This window comes from Pseudomonas sp. PS01303 (genome assembly GCF_029959385.1).
Classification (GTDB): Bacteria; Pseudomonadota; Gammaproteobacteria; order Pseudomonadales; family Pseudomonadaceae; genus Aquipseudomonas; species Aquipseudomonas rustica.
On sequence record NZ_JASCPK010000109.1, the window covers coordinates 1 to 20,392 of the forward strand.

Annotated in this window: 19 protein-coding genes; 5 read left to right on the forward strand and 14 right to left on the reverse strand. The window is 56.7% G+C overall.

Translation table 11 applies throughout. The features are described 5' to 3' along the window. The first annotated feature begins 106 nt into the window (after positions 1 to 106). Positions 107 to 1,120, forward strand: coding sequence for a threonine ammonia-lyase, biosynthetic (gene ilvA, locus QMX93_RS22875; protein WP_282358074.1), 1,014 nt, complete (start codon positions 107 to 109; stop codon positions 1,118 to 1,120). Between the two features lie 6 nt (positions 1,121 to 1,126). On the opposite strand, the gene QMX93_RS22880 is transcribed toward ilvA, so the two are convergent. Beyond that, positions 1,127 to 1,432, reverse strand: coding sequence for an NIPSNAP family protein (locus QMX93_RS22880; RefSeq protein WP_282358075.1), 306 nt, complete (start codon positions 1,430 to 1,432; stop codon positions 1,127 to 1,129). A gap of 20 nt (positions 1,433 to 1,452) precedes the next feature. Then, positions 1,453 to 1,938, reverse strand: a complete 486-nt coding sequence (gene eco, locus QMX93_RS22885; RefSeq protein ID WP_053119858.1) for a serine protease inhibitor ecotin — start codon at positions 1,936 to 1,938, stop codon at positions 1,453 to 1,455. A gap of 56 nt (positions 1,939 to 1,994) precedes the next feature. Between eco and QMX93_RS22890 the strand changes: the two genes are divergently transcribed. Together QMX93_RS22890 and QMX93_RS22895 are read left to right on the forward strand one after the other, a co-directional pair. Then, the gene (locus tag QMX93_RS22890) at positions 1,995 to 2,267 is read left to right on the forward strand and encodes a hypothetical protein (RefSeq protein WP_282358077.1); all 273 of its coding nucleotides are present in this window, start codon (positions 1,995 to 1,997) and stop codon (positions 2,265 to 2,267) included. Between the two features lie 40 nt (positions 2,268 to 2,307). Beyond that, on the forward strand, positions 2,308 to 2,577 hold the full coding sequence (locus tag QMX93_RS22895; RefSeq protein ID WP_053119860.1) for a DUF1652 domain-containing protein: 270 nt from the start codon (positions 2,308 to 2,310) through the stop codon (positions 2,575 to 2,577). Here QMX93_RS22895 and QMX93_RS22900 read toward each other — a convergent pair. Continuing rightward, on the reverse strand, positions 2,574 to 2,972 hold the full coding sequence (locus QMX93_RS22900; protein WP_212549430.1) for a hypothetical protein: 399 nt from the start codon (positions 2,970 to 2,972) through the stop codon (positions 2,574 to 2,576). The two genes, QMX93_RS22895 and QMX93_RS22900, sit on opposite strands and share 4 nt — an antisense overlap. 89 nt (positions 2,973 to 3,061) lie before the next feature. Continuing rightward, complete coding sequence (locus QMX93_RS22905) at positions 3,062 to 3,331, reverse strand: DUF2790 domain-containing protein (protein ID WP_282358078.1); 270 nt, start codon at positions 3,329 to 3,331, stop codon at positions 3,062 to 3,064. A 491-nt stretch (positions 3,332 to 3,822) separates the two neighbouring features. On the opposite strand from QMX93_RS22905, the gene QMX93_RS22910 reads away from it, so the two are divergent. After that, the gene (locus QMX93_RS22910; protein ID WP_282358079.1) at positions 3,823 to 4,119 is read left to right on the forward strand and encodes a hypothetical protein; all 297 of its coding nucleotides are present in this window, start codon (positions 3,823 to 3,825) and stop codon (positions 4,117 to 4,119) included. A 79-nt stretch (positions 4,120 to 4,198) separates the two neighbouring features. Here the strand turns inward: QMX93_RS22910 and QMX93_RS22915 are convergent, their stop codons facing one another. The 5 genes from QMX93_RS22915 to QMX93_RS22935 are packed head-to-tail and all read right to left on the reverse strand — an operon-like array spanning position 4,199 to position 12,457. Beyond that, positions 4,199 to 5,194: a sel1 repeat family protein gene (locus QMX93_RS22915; RefSeq protein WP_282358080.1), complete on the reverse strand. Its 996-nt coding sequence runs from the start codon at positions 5,192 to 5,194 to the stop codon at positions 4,199 to 4,201. Between the two features lie 38 nt (positions 5,195 to 5,232). After that, entirely contained in the window at positions 5,233 to 6,225 is a 993-nt protein-coding gene (locus QMX93_RS22920; RefSeq protein WP_282358081.1) for a sel1 repeat family protein, read from the reverse strand. Then, positions 6,222 to 9,512, reverse strand: coding sequence for a hypothetical protein (locus QMX93_RS22925; RefSeq protein ID WP_282358082.1), 3,291 nt, complete (start codon positions 9,510 to 9,512; stop codon positions 6,222 to 6,224). Before QMX93_RS22925 ends, QMX93_RS22920 begins: the two co-directional genes overlap by 4 nt. A gap of 36 nt (positions 9,513 to 9,548) precedes the next feature. Further along, positions 9,549 to 10,412, reverse strand: a complete 864-nt coding sequence (locus tag QMX93_RS22930) for a DUF4123 domain-containing protein (RefSeq protein WP_282358083.1) — start codon at positions 10,410 to 10,412, stop codon at positions 9,549 to 9,551. Next, on the reverse strand, positions 10,403 to 12,457 hold the full coding sequence (locus tag QMX93_RS22935; protein ID WP_282358084.1) for a type VI secretion system tip protein VgrG: 2,055 nt from the start codon (positions 12,455 to 12,457) through the stop codon (positions 10,403 to 10,405). The genes QMX93_RS22930 and QMX93_RS22935 overlap by 10 nt, the downstream gene beginning before the upstream one ends. Positions 12,458 to 12,833: 376 nt before the next feature. Here QMX93_RS22935 and QMX93_RS22940 point away from each other — a divergent pair, with 376 nt between their 5' ends. After that, positions 12,834 to 14,135, forward strand: coding sequence for an OprD family porin (locus QMX93_RS22940; protein ID WP_282358085.1), 1,302 nt, complete (start codon positions 12,834 to 12,836; stop codon positions 14,133 to 14,135). 143 nt (positions 14,136 to 14,278) lie between these two features. On the opposite strand, the gene QMX93_RS22945 is transcribed toward QMX93_RS22940, so the two are convergent. The 5 genes from QMX93_RS22945 to ugpC all read right to left on the reverse strand — a co-directional run bounded on the left by QMX93_RS22945 (position 14,279) and on the right by ugpC (position 20,236). Next, entirely contained in the window at positions 14,279 to 14,899 is a 621-nt protein-coding gene (locus QMX93_RS22945) for a hypothetical protein (RefSeq protein ID WP_053119875.1), read from the reverse strand. A 45-nt stretch (positions 14,900 to 14,944) separates the two neighbouring features. After that, entirely contained in the window at positions 14,945 to 15,883 is a 939-nt protein-coding gene (locus tag QMX93_RS22950; protein WP_282358086.1) for a carbohydrate kinase, read from the reverse strand. 13 nt (positions 15,884 to 15,896) lie between these two features. Beyond that, entirely contained in the window at positions 15,897 to 17,393 is a 1,497-nt protein-coding gene (xylB, locus tag QMX93_RS22955; RefSeq protein WP_282358087.1) for a xylulokinase, read from the reverse strand. Between the two features lie 247 nt (positions 17,394 to 17,640). Beyond that, on the reverse strand, positions 17,641 to 19,113 hold the full coding sequence (locus QMX93_RS22960) for a mannitol dehydrogenase family protein (protein WP_282358088.1): 1,473 nt from the start codon (positions 19,111 to 19,113) through the stop codon (positions 17,641 to 17,643). Positions 19,114 to 19,132: 19 nt separating this feature from the next. Continuing rightward, positions 19,133 to 20,236 carry a sn-glycerol-3-phosphate ABC transporter ATP-binding protein UgpC gene (gene ugpC, locus QMX93_RS22965; protein WP_159811331.1) on the reverse strand — a complete coding sequence of 368 codons (1,104 nt, stop codon included), beginning with the start codon at positions 20,234 to 20,236 and terminating at the stop codon, positions 19,133 to 19,135. Positions 20,237 to 20,392: the final 156 nt, after the last annotated feature.

The following is a 20,392-nucleotide window of genomic DNA, read 5'->3' on the forward strand; positions in this document are numbered from 1 at the left end:
GCCGCAGGCTGCGATCTTTTGATGTTGATTTTATTGAAGATCAACAGATCGCAGCCTGCGGCAGCTCCTACATGAGCGAGACCGAATCGCTATCAAGGAGATCAGCATGAGTTACACCAACGACCAGCAAGCCCTGCTTGAGCACTACGTGAAAAGGATTCTCGCCGCTCCCGTGTACGACCTGGCTGTGCGTACGCCATTGCAGGCAGCCCCGGCGTTGTCCGAAGCGCTGGGCAACCGCATCCTGCTCAAGCGCGAAGACCTGCAACCGACGTTCTCTTTCAAGATCCGTGGCGCCTACAACAAACTGGTGCAACTGAGCGATGCGCAGAAGGCACAAGGCGTCATCACCGCATCGGCCGGCAACCACGCGCAAGGCGTGGCACTGGCGGCGCGCGAACTGGGCATCGCCGCGACCATCGTCATGCCGTGCACCACCCCTGAACTGAAGGTGCTGGGCGTACGCAGTCGAGGCGCGGAAGCGCGGCTGCACGGTGAAAGCTTTCCCTTCGCGTTGGCCTATGCCCTGCAATTGGCCGAAGAAACCGGCCGCACCTTCGTGTCCCCCTTCGATGACCCGGACGTGATCGCCGGACAAGGCACCGTGGCCATGGAAATCCTTCAGCAACACCAAGGCGTGCTGGATGCCATTTTCATCCCGGTAGGCGGTGGCGGCTTGATCGCCGGCATCGCCGCGTACATCAAATACCTGCACCCGGAAGTGCGGATCATCGGTGTCGAATCTGAACATTCCGCGTGTCTGAAAGCCGCTCTGCACGCAGGCGAACGTGTCGTGTTGCCCAACGTCGGTACCTTCGCCGACGGCGTGGCCGTGGCGCAGATCGGTGAATACGGTTTTGAAGTGTGTCGTTTCTGCGTGGACGAGGTGATCACCGTCAGCAACGACGACCTCTGTTCCGCGATCAAAAACATCTACGACGACACGCGCTCAATCACCGAACCCTCCGGCGCCCTGGCCGTCGCGGGCATCAAGCAATACGTGGCGCGAAGCGGCGTGCGCGGTCAAACCTTCGTGGCGATCGACTCAGGCGCCAACATCAACTTCGACAGCCTGCGTCACGTCGCCGAGCGCGCCGCTGCGTGCGGCGTCCCGGCGTAACGGTGTTCAGGGCAGCAGCGGGCGCAGGAACGTGCGCTCGTAGCTGACGATGAACTTTTTCTCGAGCAAAGAGGCGACCAGCGCAGTACTCTCGGGATCGGTCATCGCGATATGCCGATAGCTTTCGTAATCCGCCAGTGACGGAAAACTGAACAGGCAATACGCAATGTTGCTCGCACCCTCCGATGGCAGAAAGTAGCCATGATGGCTGCCGCCCAAGCGTTCAACGATACCGAGCCAGGCCTTGGCGTAAGCCTCGAACTCGGTCAGTTGGTACGGGTCGATCACGTATCTGACGTGGCAAGTAATCACTGCACGTGCTCCTTGCCCGGTTATTCCTGAATGGCTGTGTTGACCTTGTCCGAGGCCGACCAGATGCGGTAGCGCACTTCGACGTCCGTTGGGGCGTAGACCACGATCGGCAATTTGCTGTTGTAACGCACGGTGAAACCATCACCGACGACCGGCACGAACGCGCGCTTCTTCTTGCTGCCGGGCGGGCAGGCCATCAGCGTGCTCATCGGGCCAATGACTTTCTCGAGGCGATAATACGGATAGCCCCAGCCTTGCAGATTTTTCTCGTCGAGCACGCCGCCGAGCTTCGGACGATTGCAGTCCACCTCAAGGGTCTTGCCGGCAAGAATCTCGACCTGGAAGTTTTCTTCATTCTCTTGCTTCGGCAAATGAATGACCTGACGGGTAAAGCCCGCCTCAGCCTTCGGGTAAGGTGCTACGTCTTCAAGTTTCGCCGCGTGGGCGAGGGTGGACAGGCTGGCGATAATCAGCCCGGTGGTCGCGTAAGCGCGTAAAGAACCCATGGATGCCTCCTTGCGGGTGTAGGGTGGTTTGACAAGCATTCTTACCGTCATGGGTGATGAATGCAAACCCGCAACAGATTGCAAAATGCAACGCGCAAAAGGGCTCAACCGGCATTTTGCACGTAGCAAAATACTGGCCTTTGCGCCAAGTGATTGATTTTTATGTGGGGCAGAATGACCCGATGAAAGGCACGCTTTATGCGTCTTTTCAGTGCGGCGCACCGGGTTTGGGCGCCTACACTCCAATGGGCATTTCGCCGTACCACCGTTTGCCGCACCAGGGAAACAGCGGGGACACACCCGTGCAGGCGCAGCAAAGGTCAGCGTGAATACTTGATTGGCAATCTCACAGTAAGGAGAGGGTTCGCCATGTTTCTGTCTGCCTTGGAACTTCGTAATATCGTTGAAAGCAGTTTCCTGCCAAAGCGCTGCCAGTGCACGCTGTCGCCGGACTTGTTGATGACCGTCAAAGTGTTTGGCGATCACCAGACCGATCAGGTCGATCTAATGGTTCGTGACATCGACGCCAGCCACCTCAACGGCTGTCGCGAGATCAATGAACTGATCGCAGGGCTGCGTTCGGATCTGAATAAGCAAAGTACACCGCACCACTACAGTCCGCGATCCAGAGCCGTTTAACCCACTGTTTCAGCCAGTTCGACCGTCACGCGCCGGGCCTGCACAAAACCAAGGCCCAGCGCGAGCTCGACCAGCACCGCCAGCAAAATGCCGGGGCCGGCATGGCCGTTCAGCCATTCGCCAAAACCCAGCACAGCCAAGCCAAAACAACCGACGATAAAGCCGTTGCTCAGCGCACTGCGAGCCACCGACGGCGGTGCATGGCGCACCAGAAAAAACATCACCCCCAACGCCGCAAACAACACCGCGCTGCGCCGCGCGACAAATCCGACTGCGGTCGAATACTCAATGCTCCAGATCGCCAGCAACACCTCGGGGAAAAAGCCCCAGGCCAGCGCCAGTAAAAAACACAACGAAGAGGTAATGCCCGACAACGCGCGAAACGACAACTGCATGGCTAATCCTTGCGGCAGTGAGGAGGGCCCCGAGCATAACCCCCGAAACACCCCACGCCTACCGCAACGCGAAAAATCAGAACGTTCTGTCAGTTTTGGAAACTGCATGCGTCAGACATTTTCCGATAACTGATCTCCTCAGCCTTGCCGGCATTATCGATGTACTTCATATCAGCTGTTATCACCTTGCATTGCTGAGTGGCCGGCTCAGTCAACGAAATCACCTTCGCCACATGCAGCGGCATACCGTACTCATAAGGCACCGCTTTCGACGTGGCAGACGTGTCATTGGCCTGCGCCAACCCGGTAAAAGCCGTGCAGGCGAGGGCGGTGGTGAGCAGAAACGGACGAATGTTCATGAAAGGACTCCCGTGCGACGCAAAGAGAGTTCGGTGCAATACAAACCGAACCTGCCGCACTGGGCGTCAGCCAACGGCTGAGGGCGTGCGGTTCAGTACAGTTTTCGACCACGGCGTTAAGCGATGGTTAACCCGGCTGAACGCCGGCTGTCAGGGAGTGAGGCGGTTTTCTTCGCGCGGTTTGGCGAATTCCTACAGAAGCTGCTGCTTTGTCTGCTTTCGGGGGTTGGAGCGGGGCGGGTATTGTCGGGTGTCGCTGCAAAATCAGCGGCTCGGGTTTGGTCACCTGAGAAGAGTTCATTGCATATGTGCCATCATTTGCACGGCGAACTTCTATGTTCGTGAGGTGCACTGCTGTGGCGGCTGTGTGCAGGACGCCTTCGGGCGAGCTGAGTTTGAACTGTTCTCGGTTGACCAAGCCTGCACACGGCCGCCTCCCACCGTTTGGTCACGGTTTTGGCGGTTACCTACGAAACAGTTGAGTAATCAAAATGCCAAAATTGAATCCGCTTCCAAACCGCTACCACCCCTTAAACAGCAACGTCACTGAAAGCCCGACGCTGCTCATCGACACCGAAGCCAACCCTAAAGACATCCTTGAAGCCGCTGTCCAGCGCATCCGCGCGTGCAGCGACCTGCTCGAAACATTGCACTGTCTGTGCTTCAAGCAAGCCGACGTGGAAGACATTCCGCACATTACCCATGCACTGTATCTGCTGGCGCAGGATGGCAATGATTTGCTGCAGGTCGCGCAGCAACAGATGGTGAGCTGGAAGGCGCCGGTTTGATGGGGTAGGGAATTTGGCAGGAGTGAATGGCTGGGAAATGTAGGCTGATTCACTACTGCCGACTGGCGAGGTTCAAATATCAGAACCCGAATTTTCCTGGAAAAAATGAGAGTGGTGGATGCGTTTCTTTCCATTGTTTAGCAAGTGCCTTGGCTTCTGAAATTTGCGCAGGGCTCATTTTTTTGCCTATTTCTGGAAGAGCTTCATCTACATACGGCTTTATGTTACCGCCACCATCTAATTCCGTTAGGAGTGATGTCAGTGCATAGCCCTTCACTAAGTCCAGGGGGAAGTCATAAAGTGCTGGGGCATGTGCCACGTAGGCGCCATAGCTGCTTACGCCGGATACATGCCCGGTTTTTGCTGCTTCCTCGATCCAATGTCGTGCAACTCTTACATCACCACTTGTTTCATACAAGAATCCTCCGTATTCAAGCATTCCCTCAGGAAAGCCATTTTCCGCTGAAGCTTTTAACCACCGACCCACCTCTTCATTACGTTTCCAAGGGAAGAAGAATCTTTCACCTTCCTTGTAACGGTTTGCCAGAAGCCATTGTCCTCTAGCAAAGCTAGCGACCGCGGATTTTTCCAGCCACTCCAGTTTTCCTGTTGCTAAATACAGGATGTACATGGCTTCACCATCGCCATCTTTAGCCTGAAGTCCCGCCTCTTTGTTGAGCAACTCAAGCCATTCGGCAGGTTTCTTCGATCCATCGGTGCAGCTGTTCAATAGGCTGCATAAATCGCTATTTGAAGTGGCGAGTCGCAACATTGCGTAGAGATCGCCTTGTGTAGCGGCGGCTTCATACCATTTCTGTGACTCTTTAGTGATGTATCGTTTTTGCTCGCGAAGTTCTTCTGCCAAGTAAAACTGAGCCTCTGTATCGCCTGCTTCTGCAGCGATACGTAATTCAGATTCTGCTGGCTTATACTGATTGTAAAGGGTTATTCCTTGGATTTTTGATTCTTGTTGTTTAGCAGAAAGTCCGGCGCATGCATAATTACTAAGCGGCGCACAGGAGAAAGCCATAAACAGGGTCGAGATTTTGAATGGATTTAAATAGCTCGACTTCACATTTAACCTCGTTTTCAATCGTAGCGGCCAATACAAGATTAAAATTTCATTTTATCAGGGAAAAAAGAAATTGGAGGGTGCGAAGCTTTCCATTCAATTGCATATTTTCTTGCTTCTTCGATCTCTGCGGTCGTCATTTTTTCTGATATTAGCGGTAGCGTTTCCGCCACATCAGTTTGTGCCGTTCCTCCGCCATCTAACTCTTTTAAAAGAGAAATTAAAGCGTAACCCTTAATTTTATCTTCCTTGAAGCCAAGTGCGCTCGGATCTAGAGCTAAAAAATAGCCAAGATTATAGATACCGGCTTCGTAACTAATCGAAGCGGCTTTCTCTACCCAGTACCGGGCTTGCTCAAGGTCACCCTTTTCTCGATAAATGCCGAATAGCTGCATCATCGCTTTTGGATTGCCACCTTTTGCAGAAAGCAGAAACCATTTTTCAACAGAGTTTTGACGCTTCCAAGGGAGCAAAAAGCCCTCTCCTTGGCGGTCTCCTATTGCCATTCGATACTGTGCAGTTGAATTTCCAGCTAGCGCCGACTTTTGAAGCCAATCTCGTTCAGCTGTCAATTCGTACATGATGTAAAGAGCATTGGCGTCGCCAGTTTCAGACTTTTCTTGAGCTAATTTAGTCGCTTCCGCCATCCATTCCTTTGGAGTCTTGGTACCTTTTGGGCAGTTTGCCATCGCTGCGCACAGGTCGTTGGTGCTTCTACCAATTCGGATCATTGCATACAGGTCGCCTTGATTGGCCGCTGCTTCATACCATTTTAAGGCTTCAGGAGTAATATACTGGTTTTGCAGTTGAATTTCCTCGGCCAAATAATATTGTGCTTCGTGATCGCCTGCTTCAGCAGCAATTGTTAACTCAGGTTTTGCTGTTTTGTTTTGTTTGAATAATATTATTCCTCGATCTTTTGCATATTGCTGACTCGAGTCGAGCGCAGCAAGTGCGAACGTAGGCAGTATGAAAAAAATCAATGCCGTCATAATTTTGTATATGGAGGGATTAATAGTGCTTGCTCCTGTCATTTCGCCGGACCCATATAGGTGGCTCGCCCTGCCGGCAAATATGTCCGACCATAATGTGTAAATCTCTGGCAGAAGCCATCTTGTCTTGCGCCAAGTTCAGCGACATGCTTTTTATATCGAGATCTCATTAGGTTGTTACGCTCGTCAACCAGCCGGAGTACGGCCTCAGACATAAAATTATCCATTGCTAATCGCTGTTCGCAATAAGCTTGACCTCTGTCGGGATCTTCTGTTCCGAATTTATTCATGCTTGCGCATGCTTCTTCGAACTGTGCTTGAGCTTGTGTTAGGGTGCCTGTATTTTTTGCGTTTGTTACAATCCAGCCTAGTATTTTTTCTAGCGCTTGCTGTTGTAGTAAGTGCATTTGTTGCTTGTCGTAAGTAAATTTTTTCTCTCTCGAAGCGCTATCTGTGGAGACATCCGTGATGGTGAAGTCTTTTGCCTCGGAAATTAATGTCATGAACATTGGGCCTAGTGCATTAGGAGTGGCACTGAGAAACCACTGCTCCAATTCATTTTGGTCGCGATAGTTGATGATCGTGTGAGCAATAGTCGCCCCTCTACCCCCTCCAGTCAGCGCTTCATACAAAGACATCACCACATCTATGCCCTGCATATACGCCATCGCCACTTCCATACCTGCAGCCCCGAGGAAGTTCAGCTTGTCGATATAGTCAGCGGCATCGTCAGTCACAAACATCAGCGACTTGTCCTGATTTTTATGCATTTCGCGACGCAACAGGTTAATCAGGTCAGTCACCCCGTCATACCCCACTTCAAACTGGAATTCGCCACCAGCGCCTGCTCCGATAATTACGGATGCTTTGAACCGCATGATGAAGCGACCTTCATGCAGTGAAATGCCGATGTCGGCGCTGGTACCGAGGCCGTACGCGGCGGTAAAGCCTGCGGTAAGTCTGGCCAAGCTCGACCATTCGCTGGCTTTTGTACTGTTGACGCTGTTGCCCATCCCCGGTGTTGGCGCGGTGCGTAACGCGGCGATCTCCTTTGGTGGCGCCCAATTCAAGGCGCCTGTCAGCAGAATACCTGCCTGCACTCCCGCAAAGAGGTTGAATTGGGCTTTGGCACCATCTTCTACCCGAACCTTGGCGGCGTTGCCTTCCAGTACCGGTTCGCTTCTTACGGTTGCAGCGGTTGCATTAGTCGTGTCCGGACGTTTTGCATCGGTGATTTCCGGAAGGTTTAGTCCGCCCTGCACGTTTGCGCGACCCAATTGAACGCTGGATGAAAGGAGGAGGGTGGCGCCGGTATAACCCCAGGCGCGTGCGCCCAAATGGATCGAGAATCGACCGAGGTTGAGGTTTTTGCGGTTTTTCTCGTAATCGAGGTAGGGAATAAGGATGTCTTTCGCCTGATCTCTACCCGGCAGATCCATTTTCATCAGTTCAACTTCGCCACGGGCGAGGTCGATACCCAAGCTGACCTCGGCTTTGGCGGAAGCTTTGAAGTTGTCGGTCACGCTGAATGCCGGTCCGGTCACTTTCGTGCCGGTGTGAATCGATGATTGCGGCGGTGTCAGTGCACGAACGAGTTGTGCTTGCGGGCTGTTGTCGAACAGGCGCAGCGAGCTTCTGACTTCTTCTTTGAACAGCAACTGACGCAAGCGAAGGCCCCAATCTTTGCGGGCACCGGCATCCTCAAAAGTGTCGACTTTGTAATTTTTCGATTTCAGATAAGCGTGAAAGAGTTCTACGTCAAACCAGCCTTTCTCATCAAACCAGTCACTTTGCTGGTCTTTGATGGCGATGGCGCCTTCGCGCCGTAACCACTCATGGAAAGGGTTGTCGTCTGTGTCCGTCGCGGCCTGACCACTGCTGTTGCCGGGGAGCTTCTGCGCATCTTTGGCCATCGAGGCGCCGATTTCACTGGCGTCTTTTTTCAATACTTTGGTGATGCCCTCGAGATTGAGCATGCTTAGGTGTTTGACGGGGCTGTTGGGGCTGTTGAAAAGCGCGACTTCACGCAGCGGAAATCCTGCTTTGACCAGGCGCTCTTCGGGTTTTGGCTGGAACTGTTCAGGTTCCCAGAGCAGGTGCCGCAGTGGCAGAGCGGCGGCTACGGCGGCCTCCGCATCATCGCGCAGCTTGATGCGGTCTTGTTGAATGCGATGCCATTCGGCTCGCTCGACCTCGACGATACCGGCCGGCGCCGCGACGTTTTGTCCGCTGGCATCAATCCATGCTTTGTATTTTGTGCGGATCTGCTCACTGAGCGTGATCTGCCGTTGCTCCATTTCAAGGTAGGCCTTGAACTTCTCAACCCCGGCGCTGATGTTGCCAGTGTCTGGAATGAGTGCGAATTCCGGGACAGCGAGACCGTAATCGGCGACCTTCAAGATTGACTCGATATAGGCGGCGAAGTCTTTTTCGACTTTTTTGCGCTCACTGGCGACATCCGCCAAATAACCACACATCCGGGCTTTGCCGTCGATGACGCAGTTTGTGGCGTCGAGATAGGCCTTCTTGTTTTTCTGGAAGTCTTCCTCTTTCAGCGTGGTGAGCTTGCCGCTGGCTGTAAGTGCTGCACGCGCCTTCAAGTAAGTCTGTACGCGACTTCTTGCTTCAAGTGCACCGGGGGAAAACAGATTACCGCTTTCGTAGGTGTAACCGGCGATCTTGGCCTGAGCGATGGCGACGGTCTTCAGCTTCTTCCACTCGCTGTAGAGCCGCTGCAGCTTTTGCCCTTCGGAGTTGGCTTCAAGCAAGCTAGCTTGTTGTTGGTTGGCCAATTCCCGATTGCGCGCGTACTCGCTTTGATCCGGCAATTTGTCCAGCGCAGCACTGTTTCGGGCTTCTCTACCAACAGCTTTAAGGCGCATGGCCATTGTCGGTTGAGCGATATCAGGTTCTTGAGCCTCGATTTCGAGCATTCGGCTTTTTTGTTCGCCTTGCAGGAAGTTAGAGAGCTTGGGCTCCAGGAAATACTCCAGCAGTCCTGCGCTGTTCAGGCCCTTGAGGCGTTCTTCTGGTGACTTGCTTGCGCTGATGTGTTGCTCAAGCTCGTTCATTGCTTCTTTGATCGAGCTGGCCGCGCGCTCAGGCAACAGATAGAACATCTTTTCTTTGGTGGCGTAGATCACTTCGCCGTAGGACGTCGAGCAAGCTGTTTTGACTTTGTCGAACGCGTTGGAGCAACTGGCAGGCGCTTCAGGTTGGGGATCAAGTTCCAGAGCCGGTTTGGTCTCGACCGGTACGACAGGGGTCGATGCGGTGGCAGCTGGGCCGTTGAGTTCTACCTTGGGTGCTTCTGAGAGATCAGTTTCCATTTCGATTCCATTCATTCTTTACGCGGACGGGGGTCATCAAGCGGCGCTGGTAGCCAGTTGCTGCAGCTGCTGAACCTTGATGAACGACTCTTCCCTGGATTGCAGGATGGCCATTGCCTGAGGCTGCGTTTCGAGCAGCGGGCCGTTAGTGATCGGCCCCAGTCTCAGTAAATGACGACCTTCGTAAATGTTGTGGGCCACCAGCACGTTGAGGTTTGCCACGAGGTTGGGCAGTTCTTCATCGGTCGGCTCGCCGTAGGCGGCGTATTGCGCGTCCGTCCAGTAGATCCAACCCAAATGTTCCTGAACCTTCGGCGCGTCCGATGGCAGGTTGAACGCTGAGACGTCGCCGAGCCATTCGAGTTCCGAGACGGAGCGCCAGCTCAGCCAGTGATCACGGTTACGGCCGAAGTGGACTGGCGCTGGGGTGTAGACGTGTTGCCACGGGCCGAACAGTTGCTGTGAGTTTTCCACGGCGGTGTAAGCCAGCGCGGCCCACAGGCTCGGTTTGTGGTAGCTCAGCAGGCTTTGGCCGCCGGAGCCGTCATTGGCGCGCAGCAGCCAGCGGGCGTGGGCCAGTGCTTTGTCCGGGGCGGCGGTGGTGAGCGCGATGCCGGCGTAGTTTTCTTCGCAGAGTTTTGCCGCTTCATGGGCGAGGCGGCTGCCCCATGGTGCGGTCAGCCACAGCGGGCCGTCAGCGGCCATTTCAGCGAAGTCGGTGCCGATGAACAGGCCTTGCGAGTTCATCGGTTCGCCGATGCGGTAGAGGCGGCTCATGGCCTCAGGTTGACGGGCGCGGTCGATGATGAAGCACAGGCTCTGGCCGGAGCTTTCACGTGGCAATTGCTCGAACGAATGGCGCGGGGCTTCGAGGAGGGCGCTCAGCGCTTTTACATGCATGTGCAATCCTTACGGCTGCAAGCGCCGTTGTTTTGTTTGCCGCACAACGGTGTGATACCGGACTCGCTCAAACGTTTCGGCAGCGGTACGAGGACTTTCCCCGCCTTATCCGCATCCGCCACTTTCATCGGCCCCGGCAACAACGGCGCCGCCGGCGTACCCGCACCCGGCCCACCGCCAGAGTTCACCTTCACCTCGGCCCCGCTGATGGTCACACCCCCGGCATCCACCTTCACAAAACTCCCGCCAGCCTTGGCCGTGAGTTCCATGCCGCCTTCCATCACAACTTTCTCGCCAGCGTTGTAGTGAATCTCCGTCCCGGCCTCAACGAACTGCGCTGTGCCAACCTTGACGTGCTGAGTCACCGCAACCGTCAGGTGGTCGTTCGCGCGCATTTCGCTTTTGCGGTCGAGGTGGGTGATGCGGTGTTCTTCGACTTTGAATTCGCTGTAGGTGTTGGCTTCGACGGTGTCGTGGCGTTCGTTGCCGACGCGGATTTTCTGGTCGTGTTCGATGTTTTCGTCCCAATCGCGTTGGGCGTGCAGGTAGATCTGTTCGGCACCTTTTTTGTCTTCGATGCGGAATTCGTTGTAGCCCTTGCCGCCCGGGGAGCTGAGGGTTTTGAAGGTGCTGCGGGTTTTGTTCGCCGGCAGGTCGTAGGGGACGACGTTTTCCTTGTGGTACAGGCAGCCGGTGACCAGTGGCTGGTCGGGGTCGCCTTCGAGGAAGGTGACGAGGACTTCCATGCCGATGCGCGGGATGGCGATGCCGCCGTAGGCTGCGCCGGCCCAGCCGCTGGCGACGCGCATCCAGCAGGAGGTGTTGTCGTCGGATTGGCCTTCGCGATCCCAGTGAAATTGCACTTTGATGCGGCCGTATTGGTCGCAGTGGATTTCTTCACCTTTGGGGCCGGTGACGACGGCGGTCTGGCTGCCGAGGACTTTCGGTTTCGGGTGTTCGAGGGCAGGGCGGTAGTGCGCGTCCCACGGGGTCGCGAGGAAGCTGTTGCGGTAGCCCTGGTGGAAATCGCTGTTGTTGTCGGTGACGTCGCTGGTGACGTTTTCGCCGAGCACTTGCGGTTGTTTGCCTTCGTGGAAGACTTCCAGCAGCAGCCACAGGTCGTTCCATTCGGCGCGCGGGTGTTCGGCGAGGGTCAGGAAATGGCCGCTGGTGAGGGTCGGCTCATCACCTTTGCCGTCGGCGAGTTTGTAGTCGCTGCGATGGCGTTCGAGGGCGCGGGTGGTGAGGAATTTGCCGCGCTCGCGGGTGGTGAAGCGACCGGGGTAATCGTAGTCTTCGAGATCCGGGCTGAACTCGGTTTTGTTCGCGGCCTCGGGGAGGATCTTCGGTTTCTCGAAGTCGTAATCGCGGCGGCTGACGCGGGTGGTGCGGGTTTCCAGGCGCAGGTTGAAGCGCTTGATCACTGGTTTTTCCGCGGCCATGCCGGAGTCTTGCTGGTAGCTGACGGCTTTCAGTTTGCGGAATACGGTCTGGTCGTCGCCAAACACCAGTTTGTGGCCGCTGCTGCTGTGCTGGAAGTGGAAGTGGATGCCTTCTTCTTCGCACAGACGCTGGATGAAGTGCAGGTCGGACTCGTCGTACTGCACGCAGTATTCGCGTTGCGGGTATTCGGCGCCGAGCTGGAAGCTATAAGCGTCGGCAAGAATGCCGCGTGCTTCGAGCACCTGGCCGATGATTTTCGGCACGGTCAGGTTCTGAAAGATTTGCTGATCGTGGTTGTGGCGCAGGTAGGCGAGTTGCGGCACCAGGCTAATGCTGTAGCGGGTCAGCGTCTTGCCGGAATCGCCTTGCTCGATGCGATAGACCAGGCCGTGGATGATGCCTTCGCCGGTGGCGCCGAAGGTCAGAACGCCGGGTTTGTGCAGCAGCTCTTCGAGTTTCAGGTCAGGGCGGGCGCTGACCAGTTCGAGGTCAAAACGGAAGGGCTGATTGAGGGCTTCGCGACCGGTGAAGCTGAGTACTTGCAGGTCAGCGGAGGCGCCTTCGAGCGTGAGGGTAATGTGGGTTGCGTTGGCGTCCAACATGCCTTGAATTCCGTCCTTGAATAAGCAGAGCCCGGATGGTGCAGCATTCAACCGCCTCGTTCAAGGCGCAAATGCCGTAGACGTTGGCCCTTGTCGGTATGGGGGAAACCCTTACTTGGGGGCTTTCGCTCAATAAAACCGGGCGCTTCGCTGCACTGAAAAGCGCGTGCGGCGAGGGCATCTATCCGACCGGGCGCACAGGAAATCGTCGCTCAGATTCAGACTAAAGTCGTCTTTGGCGCGTCAAAGCCATCTGCCATCATTGTCGTTCACCCCCTTGTTTCCACTTCTGTCCGGCTCAATTTTCTGACTCGGATCGGGAGCTATTTCTGGCTTATTGCGCGCTTGCGCAAACGCTGCAGTGTTGGAGTTTTTCATGCGTCCCCCATTTCCCCTCATCACCCCGCGCCAGTCGTTTGGCTTCGGAGCCTTTGTGCTGTGCGCCGGTTTTACCGCGCCGATTCAGGCCAGCGGTTTTCTCGAAGACACCACGGCGAAAATCGAATCGCGCACGGTGTACTTCAACCGCGACTTCCGTGATGGGCACACTTCCAACGAGCAGGGCGCGTCGAAGCGTGAAGAGTCGGCTCAGGGTTTTATTCTCGATCTGCAATCGGGTTACACCGAGGGTACGGTGGGCTTTGGTATTGATGCGCTGGGCATGCTCGGTTTCAAACTCGATTCCAGTGCTGACAGCAGCAACAGTGGTTTGCTGCCATCGAGCGGTCAGGATCCGCGCGGTTCGAAAGATCAATACGCGAAGATGGGCCTGACCGCCAAAGTGCGCGTTGCTGATTCGGTGCTGAAGTACGGCGCGTTGCGGCCGGATCTGCCGCTGCTCAAGTACAACGACGGGCGACTGCTGCCGACGATGTTCAACGGCGCGATGTTGACCTCGAAAGAGGTGAAGGATCTGACCTTTATGGCGGCGCGTCTGGACAAGTACACCGCCCGCGATTCCACCGATTCGCAAGACATCCGCGTGCACTGCAAGAACAAGCGTTACGCATGTAACACCACGGCCGATCATTTCGACATGTACGGCTTCGATTACAAGATCAATGATCGTCTGACCGGCCAATATCACTACGCGGAACTGGAAGACATCTACCGTCAGCACTTTGTCGGGTTGTTGGCTAATCAGCCGTTGGCGGGTGGTGTATTAAAGGCTGATCTGCGCTTGCTCAAGAGTGCTGACAGCGGCGATGCAAAGGCCGGTTCCATCGATAACCGTGCGTTGAGCGGTTTGCTGTCTTTCGCGCACAGCGGTCATACGTTCAGCGCGGGTTGGCAGCGTATGAACGGCGATAACTCGATGCCGTACCTCGATGGCAGTAATCCTTATCTGGTCAACTATGTGCAGGTCAACGATTTTGCCGCAGCGCAGGAGCGTTCGTGGCAGTTGCGTTATGACTATGACTTCAAGGCGATTGGCATTAATGGTTTGAGCTTCCTGACCCGTTACGTCAACGGTGATCACATCAAAGTGCTGGGCAGTGATCAGGAAGGCAAAGAGTGGGAACGTGACAGCGAGTTGAAGTATGTGATTCAGGAAGGGACGTTCAAGGATGTCAGCGTGCGGTTGAGGAATGCGACGTATCGCACGAACTACGAGCAGTTTGCGCGGGATGTGGATGAGACGCGGGTGATTGTGAGTTATAGCTTTTCGGTGTTGTAGGGCTGGGATTTGTAGTGCCTGATCGGGCGCTTTCGCGAGCAGGCTCACTCCTACAGGGGATCTTCAGTGGACGCGGGTTTTGTGTCCGAAGAAGATCCCCTGTAGGAGTGAGCCTGCTCGCGATGAGGCCCTTAAAGTCACCACTACAACCAATGCCAGAACCGGCTCCAGAACCCGCGATTCAGCTCTTCCTTACACCCGGCATATTGCTGGGCATACATATTCGAGCGGGCCTGCACCTTGCGCGCCGTTGGCAGTAGCCAGGCTTTGCTCGCATAAGTCTTGTTGCGGAAACCACCCCAGCCCTCGTGGTAGTTGAGGTACTGGTTGTAAGCGTCGTACTTGTAGACGCCATTGATCGTGGTGGTCTTGTCCATGTACCAGCCGATGAAGTCGATGGCGTCGTCGAAGTCTTCACGATCGGCCCAGTTGCGGCCGGTGCTTTTCTGGTAATCCGACCAGACTTCATCTTTCGCCTGCGCATAACCCGAGGCGGTGGTCACGCGGCCCCACGGAATCACCCAAAGCAGATATTTGCGCGGGGTCTTGGCGTCGTAACGGTAGCCGGACTCTTGGTACATGATCGCGAAGGGCACCTGGATCGGCACCCCCCAGCGTTTTTGCGTGACTTGCGCCGCGTCGTACCAGTCGCTTTTTTCACGAAAGATATCGCAGAGATTTTCCGGCGAACGCGGCGGTGAAGTGCCGCAACCGGTCAATAACCCTGCGAGTGTCAGTAGTCCAAGCGTCTTTCCGTAATTCAAAAGCCGTTATCCCGTCATGCGCAAAAAAGGCGACAGTCTACGCGTTCAGGACAGTTGATGACGATAAGGCAAGTCTGGGCCGGTTTTGCTGCACGTCAGCGCGGCGGCTTGCACGGCGAATTTCAGCATCGCGTCGATCTGCTCGCGCGTCAGTTGCTGCACGCCTTCTACCGAGTCCAGACCGTGCTCAGTCAGCCAAGTAATCAACGCGGCCTGGAAGGTGTCGCCAGCGCCAACGGTGTCGGCGATTTTCACCGAACAGGCTGGTACTGACCACGCGCCATGCGCGCGACTGAACACCGTTGCGCCTTCACCGCCACGGGTGAGAAAGACGATTTGGCAGCGGTGCTCCAGCCAGCTTTCGATCACCCGCTGCGGATCCTGCTCGGGGTACAGCAGGCTCAAATCTTCGTCGCTGACTTTGATCAGATCGGCCAGTTGCACCAGCGTGGCAATGCGCTCGCGCCACAACTCGATGTTCGGTTCCGGGTTGAGGCGCACGTTCGGATCGAGGCTGATCAGGCGTTTACCGCTTTCACGCTGGACGAGTGCCAGCAGGGTGTCGGCAATCGGCTGCACCACCAATGAGAACGAGCCGATGTGCAGGCCGCGCACTTCCGGGCCCAGCGTCGGCAGATGCGCGAGGCTCAGTTGCCGATCCGCGCAACCTTCGCCACGGAAGCTGTAATGCGGCGAACCGTTGGCACCGACGGCGACCATCGCCAGGGTGGTCGGCGCGGCGAACTCCACCAGGTAATCCGGGCGCACGCCTTCGTCCTGCAACACTTGCTGCAAACGGCGGCCAAGGTAGTCGGTGGACAGACCGCCGAGCAGCGCCGAGTCCACGCCCAAACGGCGCAAACCCACGGCGACGTTGAACGGCGAGCCGCCGGCAATCGCCTTGAAATTCACTTTCGAAGCCAGACCGCTGGCCTCGTCTTCGCTGAAGAAATCAAACAGGGCTTCGCCACACACCAAATACATAATTGTTTGCTCTTTATAGGGTTGCGACATGCTGTTGATAGCGTTCATAGACCTGCTGAAACGCCGCAACATTGGCGGCGATCGGCAGGGTTTCACTGCTCGGATCGAGTTTGACGCAACGCTGACACAGATCGGCCAACGTTTCTTCGTAGCCGTTCGACCAGGATTTGCACCACGACGCTTGTATCGCAGCGCCGAGGGCAGCGGCTTCGCTTTGTTCGGTGCAGATCACCGGGGTGTTCATGATGTCGGCGACGATCTGTCGCCACACCGCGCTTTTCGAGCCGCCGCCAATCAGGCAAATGCTGCGGCTTTGTAAACCATTCTGCCGTAGCAAATCCAGCCCGTAACGCAAACCGAAGGTCGTGCCTTCGACGGCGGCGCGGCACAGATTGGCCTGGGTCAGGTTGTCCATGGTCAAACCGTGCAGGCTGCCGGTGGCGTGGGGCAGGGCGGGGACACGTTCGCCGTTGAGGAACGGCAGCATGCTCACCCCGTCGGCGCCAATCGGGGCTTGGGCGACGAGGTCGTTGAAGCGTTCGAGGTCGAGGTCGAACAGCTCGCGTATCGCGCCGGTGGCGTTGGTCAGGTTCATGGTGCAGATCAGCGGCAACCAGCCGCCGCTGGAGGAACAGAAGGTGGCGACGGAGGCGTCGGGGCTGACTTTCGGTACGTCGGAATAGGCGTACACCGTGCCGGATGAACCGAGGCTCATGGTGATCGCGCCGGGCTGAATATTGCCGGTGCCGATGGCGCCCATCATGTTGTCGCCGCCGCCGCTTGCGACCAATGCAGCGGGGTTGATGCCCAAGTGCTCAGCAATTGACGGAAGGATGGTGCCGACGGCTTGGTGGGCGTCAATCAGTTCGGGCAACGCTGCTTGCAAGCGGCCACTGGAGTCGATGTCGCGCAGCAACTGCAAATCCCACTGACGGGTGCGCACGTTGAAATAGCCGGTACCGGAGGCGTCGCCGTATTCGCTGCACGCGCGGCCGGTGAGCCAGAAGTTGAGGTAATCGTGGGGCAGCAGGATGCGCGCGATGCGGGCGAACACGTCGGGATGCTGTTCCTTGGTCCACAACAACTTGGAAACGGTGTAGCCCGGCGCGATGACTACGCCGAGGCGTTCCAGCGAGCCTTGTTCATCGCCTAGATGCTTGAGCAAGCGATCGTTTTCGGCGCTGGTTTCGGTGTCACACCAGAGCTTGGCCGGGCGCAGAACCTGGCCTTGGTCGTCGAGCACCACCAGACCGTGTTGTTGGCCGGAGACGCCGATGCCGAGGATTGACTGGCCATCGACGTTTGCCGCGAGGAGTGCGCGGCGGGTGGCGAGGGCGAAGGCTTCCAGCCATTGATCTGTGTGCTGCTCGCGGCGGCCGTTGGCGCCACTGATCATCGTGTGATTGGCGGCGCCCTGGCCGAGGACTTGACCGCTGGCGGCGTCGAGGATGATGGCTTTGCTGCCTTGGGTGCCGCAGTCGATGCCGAGGAAGAGGTTTTGGGTTGTCATGTGTGAACCACTCGGGGTGTGGTGAAGATCAAGAGCTTACCCCCTCACCCCAGCCCTCTCCCCCAAGGGCGCGAGGGGGAAAGGGAGCGGATTGGGGGCTTTTCGGAAGCAAGGCCGACGCCGGATATCTCACTCAGAGGCTTTTCAGATACTGAGTTCGACTCCGGACTTTCAGGTCGACGGAGCTTTTACAAACCACTCGGTCAGTCCCCTCTCCCTCCGGGAGAGGGTTAGGGTGAGGGGGTTTTCAGTCCAGAATCCGCTGCAAAGTCCGCGTCACGCCTACTTCCCGCAAACTCTCACAGCACCACTCAAAGGCCGCAACAAACTCCGCCGAACGCGGTATCGCCGTGCCGAAAATCTCCTCCACCGCCAACAACCGCTCAGTCATCAACCCATCATCCGCCACCAACGCCTGACAAAACGTCGCCCGTGGATCAGGAATCGAATAGGTATCCCCATTCTCATCGACCCCCTTCAAATACAGCGCCCAGGCCGCTACCACCAGCGCCGCACGTTTGGTCTCGCGGCCATCGGCAATCAACCGGTTAATCGTCGGTATGGTGAACTTGGGAAACTTCGACGAGCCATCCGAACACACTCGCTCAAGCTGATCGGCAATCGCTTGATTGGAAAACCGCGCGACCAGCGTGTCCTTGTATTCACTCAGATCAATGCCCGGCACCGGCGCCAGTTGCGGGGTGACGTCCAGATCCATATAAGCGCGCATGTAACGCACAAACAGTGGGTCGTTCATGGTCTCGTGGACAAACCGATAACCCTTCAAAAACCCCAGATACGTCAGCGCCAGATGACTGCCGTTGAGCAGTTTGATCTTCATCTCTTCGTACGGCGAAACGTCGTCGGTGAACTGCACGCCCACCTTTTCCCACGCGGGCCGACCGTTGACGAATTTGTCCTCCAGCACCCACTGCACAAACGGTTCGCAAACCACCGGCCAGGCATCGTCCACGCCGTGTTTGTCGGCCAGTTGCAGGCGATGCGCGGTGCTAGTCATCGGCGTGATGCGGTCGACCATGGCGTTGGGGAAACTGACGTTTTGATCAATCCAGTCACACAGATTAGCGTCGAGTAAGGACGCGAAGGCCAGCAGCGCCTTGCGCGTCACCGCGCCGTTGTGCGGCAGGTTATCGCAAGACATCACGGTAAACGCCGCAGTGCCCGCCCCTCGGCGTTTGGACAGCGCCGCGCAGAGGAAACCGAACACGGTTTTCGGCGATTGCGGATTCGCCAGATCGTGCTGAATCTGCGGCAGATGCGCCATGAATTCGCCGTTGCTGTCGTCGATGCAATAACCGCCCTCGGTGATGGTCAACGAGACGATACGAATCGCTGGATCGGCGAGCTTGTTGATCAGCGCCTGAGCACTGTCTTGGGCCAGCAACATGTCGCGGATCGAGCCGATCACCCGCACTTCGGTGTCGTCGCTGTCACCCAGTTCGAACAGGGTGAACAGGTAATCCTGCTCTTTGAGATCGTCGCGGGCACGCTGGTCTTCAGCGCGCAGGCCGACGCCGCAGATCGCCCAGTCGAGAGCTTCGCCAGTGTTCATCAAGGCATCGGTGTAATACGCCTGATGCGCGCGATGGAAGCCGCCGACGCCAATGTGGGCGATGCCCTGGCGGGTGTCGCTGAGGTTGTAGGCCGGCAGTTTTACTTCGCGCGCCAGACCGTGGAGATTCTGTTGGTTGAGTTTCATTGGGCAAGTCTCTTGAAAATCAGGCTGCAGCGCGCAGGGGACGGGTCAGCGCCACGCCTTCGGCATCGAATAAATGGCAGTGGGCGGCGTCGAGGTGCAGGCTCAGTTGCTCGCCGTAACGGCTGGCCAGATCACCGCGCACGCGCATGGTCAGGGCTTCGCCGGCGCTGGTGGTGACGTGGCAGAAGGTGTCGCTGCCCAAGCGTTCGCTGACGTCGGCGGTGACTTGCAGGGTGCAGTCGCCCGGTTGTGCGAGTTCCAGATGTTCCGGGCGAATGCCGAGGGTCACCGCGCTGCCGACGCTGAGGTTGGCGGCGTTGAACGGCAAGGTGACGCGGGTGCCGGCGTCCAGCGAGACTTCGCAGCTCTGCGCATCGACGCGGGCAATCTTGCCTTTGAGGAAACCCATTTTCGGCGTGCCGAGGAATCCGGCGACGAACAGGTTGGCCGGTTGGTGATAAAGATCCAACGGCGAGCCGACCTGCTCGATCTTGCCACCATTGAGTACCACGACTTTGTCGGCCATGGTCATCGCTTCGACCTGATCGTGGGTTACGTAAATCATCGTCGCTTGCAGGTCTTTGTGCAGACGCAGCAGTTCCAGACGCATTTGCACGCGCAGGGCGGCGTCGAGGTTGGACAGCGGTTCGTCGAAGAGGAAGATTTTCGGATTGCGCACGATAGCGCGGCCAATCGCGACGCGTTGACGCTGGCCGCCGGAGAGCTGTTTCGGTTTGCGCTCAAGCATCGGCCCGAGTTCGAGGATGCGCGCGGCTTCGCCGACTTTCTTCTCGACTTCGGCTTTCGGCACGCCGGCCAGATCAAGGGCGAATGACATGTTCTTTTTCACGGTCATGTGCGGGTACAGCGCGTAGGTCTGGAACACCATCGCCAGATCGCGCTTGGCCGGGCTGACTTCGGTGATGTCGCGGCCATCGAGTTCGATGGTGCCGCCGCTGACTTCTTCCAGCCCGGCGATCAGTCGCAGCAGGGTGGACTTGCCGCAACCGGACGGGCCGACGAAGACCACGAATTCCTTGTCGTTCACCTCAAGGTCGATGCCTTTGATGATGGAAAAACCTTCGAAGCCTTTTTGCAGATTCTTGATTTTCAGGTTGGCCATGATGATGGGCCTCCGCCATTTATTATTGGGTTAAACCAGATCGGCTTTTCTGTAGGAGTGAGCCTGCTCGCGATGAGGCCGTTTCAGCCGACATCATTGTTGAATGACACTCCGCTATCGCGAGCAGGCTCACTCCTACAGGGGGAATGTGTTGGT